The following is a 6217-nucleotide window of genomic DNA, read 5'->3' as shown; positions in this document are numbered from 1 at the left end:
GCTACGAACGCAAGGGCGAGCACTTCGCAGCCTTCGCCAGCATCGCCGTGGCCGTCATCTGCTACCGCAGACTCTCCAAATGAGATGACTCCTTAACGAGCGGACCCGACAGCCGTCACGGTAAGCACCGTTGCAGTACTAGGGCGGTGTAGAGGGGCTGGGCTCAGTTCTCTAGTCGTATGAGGGCTGGGGAGCTCGCGGTCTGGCGGGGTCGGTTGGAGGAGTTCGCGGCTGAGGTGTTCGCGCCCTTGGCCCGGCGTGATCAGCGGGCCAAGGGCGGTCTGTACCTGCGGGGGCTGTTGCTGGAGGGCCGGCGTAAGTCGATGCAGCCCATGGCCGAGCGGCTCGGTGTCGACCACTAGGCGTTGCAGCAGTTCATGACGTCCTCGACCTGGCCGGTCGAGGACGTGCGGACCCGCCTTGCGTGGCGGGCGGTTCGGGCGGTGCGGCCCGAGGTGTGGGCCGTGGACGACACCGGGTTCCCCAAGGACGGCAGGGCCTCGCCCGGGGTCGCCCGGCAGTACTCGGGAACCCTGGGCAAGGTCGGCGACTGCCAGATCGGCGTCCACGCGGTGTCCGAGACCGCTTCCTGCCCGTTGTCCTGGCGCCTGTTCCTGCCCGAATCATGGGACGGACCCCAGGCGGTCGGGCGGCGGGCGGCCTGCCGGATCCCCGAGGAGGCCCGTCACCGGCCGAAGTGGCGCCTGGCGCTGGACATGCTCGACGAGCTCGCGGGCACGGGGCTGCGGCCCGCCGTACTGGTCGCGGACACCGCCTACGGCGCGAACGCCGACTTCCGCCACGGCCTGGAGGACCGCCACCTGGTCTACGCGCTGCAGGCCAAGGGCGAGATGACCGCCTACGGCGAGGACGCCGAACCGTATCAGCCGGCCTACGGCGGTCTGGGGCCGCGGCCGCTGCCGCGCTATCGCGACCGCCCGGTCTACCTGCGCGAGCACGTGCTGGCCGCCGGACGCGGCTCGGGGCGGAGCGTGACCTGGCGCAAGGGCTCGAAGGCCGCGATGAGCTCGCATTTCGTGCTGCTGCGGGTCCGCCTGGCCGGGCGCCGTCCAAAGCCCGCCGCCGACGGCACGATCCCGCTCACCTGGCTGATCCCCAGTGGCCGGAGAACGAGGCCGAGCCGGTCAAGTACTGGATCTCGAATCTGCCCGCCGGCATCCCCGCCGAAGACCTGGTCCGGCTGGCGAAGTCACGCTGGCGCATTGAACACGACTACCGCGAGTTGAAGACCCGCCTTGGCCTGGACCACTTCGAGGGCCGTTCCTTCATCGGCTGGCACCGACACGTCACCCTCGTCAGGGCCGCCCATCTGTTCTTCACCGAACAGCGGCCCCTCCCAAAAGCCCTGGCCAGGGCCTGACCTTCGGCCAGGCCCTGGACCTCCTCCAACACCTCATCGCGACATGGACCGGAACCTGCCCCACATGCCGACAACTCACCTCATGGCAGTCCTACGACACCACCTAACAAAGCACTACTAGGAGCCCCCGCGACTGACACCGGGAATCCGCGCTCCAAGTCCCGCACCGTGGCATGGTGTGGCAACCCAAGTCCCGCCGCCACACCATGCCACTTCAGCCTGTCACCGAAGAGTTTGCGGTATCAGGAGCACCGATTCAAGAGCGGCTATCTTTACGGGTTGTCCGTCCTTAGGACCCACCCCATGTCGGCGAGCGTCTGGGAAATCGGGACGTACCACATCCCGTGAAAGCACCACGGCTTACGATATCCACCGTCAGAGGTCGTTCGGCCAGCGCAGTCCTGCTCCGACTCAAGAGAGGTGATGGTCCCGCGGGCCTGGATCTTGGTTCCGTTGTCGCTTGTCACGAAGACAGGTCCACCGCTGTCTCCGTTGGCGGCGGCGATGTTGTTGGGGTCCGTCTGAACGGCCTCATCAGCAAACTTACGCCAGACGCCGTTGGGCCCCATGATCTGCCGATCCACTTGGGCGACGCGAATATTGCAGTGCGCCCCCGAGTTGGCGGCGGACTGGCAGACATAGTCGCCTACATTGTTACCGCCGTAGCCGGAAACCTGCATGGCGTAATCGCTGGGTTCGTTCCACGCGAGGGTATAGACGTATCCACCCGAGTGCTGATCGTTTTTCGGAACGATCCCGATCGTGTCATCGGCCGCATTTCCGTCGCCCTCATTGGCGTAGCCCATGTACTGTCGACTGTACCAGGTGTTGTACGAGCCGGCGCCGCAGTGCCACGCAGTGGTGACGAAGTTCTTGTAATTAGCCGAGGGGCTGTAGACGCCGAAGCCAGTTGAGCAGATCGTCCCGCCCGGGGTCTGCACGCCGGCACCGCCGTACCAGGGCTCGGAGTCTGCGCCTCGCGACAGGTCTACAACCGTCTTTTGGTGGCGGGCATGGACTTCCACACCGGCAACGGCCGACGCGATGGCCTCCACCTCCGGCGTCAGCTCTTCGGTAGAAAGTGGCGCAAGGAACGCCTTAGGCACCCGCTCATCGTCCGCCTCGTAGCCGAGGTCAAGGCCACTTCCGTCAAGCGATGGCCCAATGCTGCTGATGTGACTTGCCCTCTTCGCCGCGAGGGGGATTGGCTTGCCGTTCGACAGCAGCTTCTCACGGGCTGCGTGCAGCTCCGCCTTGGAGTACTTGGCAGGCACGACCTGCACGCTCACGCCCTCCGGAAGGTCTTGAAGCACACCGCGAACCGCGTCCGGGAGCTCCCCCTTCCAATGCAAGGTGATGCAGTTGGCCCCCGGGTCGACCTCTACCTCGGAAAATCCTGGGATCCGATCCCGGGCATGTTCCTCGTGCCCGACGATCCGGTCGACGACCTTGTCCAGCGCCTCCTGCTTTTTCATGAGCTTGAGGGTCTCCGGCTTGGCGACCTCCGCCAGTGCAGCTGCAGTGGCACCGCCGGCCGGTTGCTTCTTATTGGACGTAGAGCCCGGCTGAGTCGGCGCTGGAGTGGGGGCGCCGTCCCCCGATATAGCCATAGCTGGAGCAATTGCAGACGCCGATGCCAGCAGAGCAGTGGCCAGAATTATCCACTTCCGGCCGGAGTTACTTTTTTGAGTCACTCAATTCCCCCCAGATGAGATGCGATCAGCCTTTTCGAGTGATCGCGCACCTAGCATGGTAGCTCCGGCAGGCACTTGCCGCACACAATTAAAAGCCCCACGAGCGCCTTTTCTGCGCGTTTTCGGACATAACAACCAAGAGTTTGCCATCCCTTTGCAAGAGTTAGGCGATTTGCCTGGCAGGCGGTAGGCACCGCGTCCCGTCTCGTTTGACTTCGCGCAGGCCCTGCCGCAAACATGGCCATGAACGCCGTGGAGGGGCCCATGAAGCAAGGTGCTGAGCGAAGTGCCGCCCGTCGGATGTCGAAGCGCAGACGACGGAATCGGTTGACCGCCGTGGCTGCTGTAGCCGTTCTCGGTGGCGGCTTCGCGATCAACGCATGGATGAACCGAGCCCCGGATACCAAGGTCCACGACGGCCCGATACCGAGCCAACTGCTGGTCAGTGCCGACGGTAAGACCCTGACACTCAACATCGGCTGGAGTTGCGAGAAGAAGCCCGAGCTCGTGGCCCACGAGACTTCCGGCGCGGTGAAAGTCGCCCTGCGGCACACAGTCCCTCCGGGATTCTGCGACCCCGGGGGGATCGGGCGAATCACGACCCACCTGAACAAGCCACTCGGAGCCCGCGCGCTGGACGACGCAGTCGCAGGCGGGCATGTCGTTCACTTTGATGAGCGCAACCTTCTCCGGCCCACCTACCTACCGGAGAACTACTACCCCTACCCGGCAACCAAGATGGTCGAGTTGCCCGGTCTGGACCCGCTCCCGACTGACGTACCTGCCTGGGCCAGCGGGTACCAGCTGGGAACAGATCCTCAATCCGGGTGGTCCCTAATTATCAGCCAGACCCTCCGGAGCAGCGCACTACCAGCCGGTCAGGCTGTCAGTGTCAACAAGAACCCTGCATCCATCACACAATCCAGTCCTACTCTTGGGCCGCGTTCGCTGACATGGTCTGATGGGACCTACACCTTCAGCATCACCACCGGCGGCCCGGGGTTGCTCTCAGCTGATGAACTCATTCGCGTTGCAGAAAGCCTCAAGTAGCAGCCATCACGGGCGGCCTGTGGTGGGGTGGCGTTCCTCGAACGGCCCTACCAGAGAATCCAGATTGCATGGTCGGGCAGGCTGAATGACGTCACCGCCACCTCTGCCTTAGGAGTTGGAAGCGCGCCGCGCCGAGTACACGCGCATGCTCCAGGACCGCCTGTTGCCACCGTACTGTCTTCCGCAGCTCGCTCAAGATCGCGTCCGCGCGGGCGGAGGGAACTCCATGATCTTGGAAGCAGTGCCTGCCTTCTTCACGCACGCTGCTTGGCGCCCGCGTACGATCACCAGCCGTCGCCGATGAAGTGAGGCTGGATCGATGCCCCGTACCCCAACGCCGATACACCTGACCGCTGTCACCCTGGCCTTGACCGCTCTGCTGGCTTGCGCAGCCTGCGCTGGACAGACCAATGTCGTACCGTCCGCTCCCGTGCCGTCCGCTCCCGTGCCGACGAGTGCCGCCGCGTCCGCCGTCGCCGCAAGCCCTCCGCCGAGCTCGGGCCGACCGGATCAGCAGCAGCTGGACACGGCCGCGGACGCGGTCTCACGCCTCGGCGGCTCCTACCAGGATGTCTTCACGGGCCTGATGGTGGACGTTCCGGACGGTCGCGTCATCGTCTACCGGAAGCCGGGCGGCGGCTTCGACGCCGCGCTCGCCCACCTGGGTCTGGGCGTGCGCGTGGACCTGCGCGACGCGCCGCGCTCGATCAGCGAGCTGGCCACCACCCGCAATCGGGTCACGGCACTGATAGGGCACACGAGCGACTACAGCATCGTCATGGTGGGCAACGGATCGGAGGTGAGCTTCACCCGCGGCGTGGTGGAGGTCGGCGTCAGCGGAAATCTGGCCAGCGCCCAGGCAGACCTGCGCGGCCGCTTCGGTGACCGGGTCATTGTCTCAGTCGCCCAACCGCTCTCGGGCTGACCGGACTCTCCGGCCCGCGTTCGGCTGTCAGATTTCGAGACAGAGGCGATGGACCATACAGGGTGGCCGCACGCAGCACGGCGAAGGACCACCCCCGGCGGCCACCAGGACCACTGGTGGCTCTGCTGCGGTCCTGGTGGCAGGGCCAGCAGCGGCCGCCGGGGCGGCGGGTCCAGTAAGCCGGGTGGTTGACGCAGGCGCGGCCGAGTGGCTTCCTGAAAGCAGGGCCACTCGTCTCCGCCTGGAGGCAGCAATGTCCGAACAGCGCCCTTCCGAGGATCCTCGGCCCGGGATGCCGCCAGCCGGCGTCGATGGCGGTTGGACCCGCTGGGACAAGGGAGCCAGACCCTCGCCGTCTCGGCCCCGCAAGCCTCGCAAACTGCTCCTGTGGATCTTCCTCGGGATTCAGACCTTGTTCGTGATCTGGATCATCACCGGCTCCGTGAGCAGCACCAGGTCAGCCGGCAGAAACTGCGCTGGCCTGACCGGCCAGGACTTCACCAATTGCGTCAGCGCGGGACACGTCGGTACGACCATTGGCGTCGGCTTGATCGTCGGGCTTTGGGCGGCAGTCGACATCATTCTAGGGATCACCTACCTCATCTACCGTCTCAGCCGCCGAGACCAGCCGTAACGTTTCGCATAGCGCCAGCCAGCGCGACCGGTCCGGCGTCGGCGCGGGTAGGGTCGCCCGGCCGAGCGGGGGTTCACGCCGGGTGTCGCCTGCGGCGCCACCGGAAACGGGCGCAGCGCGGGCGCGGCCGTGTGCCATGAGTGCGGTGATCCCGGGACTGCTCTGCGCTGGCGCTGCGGCCGGTACGCTCCGCTGGTCGTCGCCAACCAGCTCCGCCGCTGGGTCGTCGAACGCAGCTTCGGCTGGCTCATGAACACCGGCGCCGGGCACGCAACCATTACTGACTTCGGCTCGTCAGGGTGAACTGTCACGATTTGCCTGATGAGCTCGTTGCGGTGGCTCCGGTGGTGTGTGAGATATGCGGATGGGGGCGGCCTGACCGCTGCGGGACGGCTGCGCCGGGAGACGGTGCGGATGCAAGCGGCAGAGCCTCATGTCCCCCACGCCTCTCCGTCGTCGTTCCGCGCCGCTCCGTGCGCGGCGGCCGTTCTCGGCTCTCGGCCGGCTGTCCGTTCCCCCTCCCGCAGGTCTGG

At 65.9% G+C, this 6217-nt stretch carries 4 protein-coding genes and 2 pseudogenes; 4 read left to right on the top strand and 2 right to left on the bottom strand.

The annotated features are described in order from the left end of the window. Nucleotides 1-179: 179 nt before the first annotated feature. Nucleotides 180-1381, top strand: a pseudogene (locus tag ACZ4WV_RS35265) (IS701 family transposase). A gap of 272 nt (nt 1382-1653) precedes the next feature. Here the strand turns inward: ACZ4WV_RS35265 and ACZ4WV_RS35260 are convergent. Then, nucleotides 1654-2856, bottom strand: a complete 1203-nt coding sequence (locus ACZ4WV_RS35260) for a trypsin-like serine protease (protein WP_465753170.1) — start codon at nt 2854-2856, stop codon at nt 1654-1656. Nucleotides 2857-3339: 483 nt separating this feature from the next. Here ACZ4WV_RS35260 and ACZ4WV_RS35255 point away from each other — a divergent pair, with 483 nt between their 5' ends. Continuing rightward, nucleotides 3340-4125: a hypothetical protein gene (locus ACZ4WV_RS35255; RefSeq protein ID WP_465753167.1), complete on the top strand. Its 786-nt coding sequence runs from the start codon at nt 3340-3342 to the stop codon at nt 4123-4125. 430 nt (nt 4126-4555) lie between these two features. Continuing rightward, entirely contained in the window at nt 4556-5050 is a 495-nt protein-coding gene (locus ACZ4WV_RS35250) for a hypothetical protein (RefSeq protein ID WP_465753165.1), read from the top strand. 405 nt (nt 5051-5455) lie between these two features. Here ACZ4WV_RS35250 and ACZ4WV_RS35245 read toward each other — a convergent pair whose 3' ends face one another. Then, complete coding sequence (locus tag ACZ4WV_RS35245; protein ID WP_465753163.1) at nt 5456-5632, bottom strand: hypothetical protein; 177 nt, start codon at nt 5630-5632, stop codon at nt 5456-5458. Between the two features lie 403 nt (nt 5633-6035). On the opposite strand from ACZ4WV_RS35245, the pseudogene ACZ4WV_RS35240 reads away from it, so the two are divergent. After that, nucleotides 6036-6113: pseudogene (locus tag ACZ4WV_RS35240) on the top strand (helix-turn-helix domain-containing protein); the annotation flags it as partial. Between the last annotated feature and the right edge of the window lie 104 nt (nt 6114-6217).

The organism is Kitasatospora sp. NPDC029312 (assembly GCF_055569215.1).
Note: the sequence above shows the minus strand (reverse complement) of the source record. Positions and strands in the feature narration are given on the sequence as shown.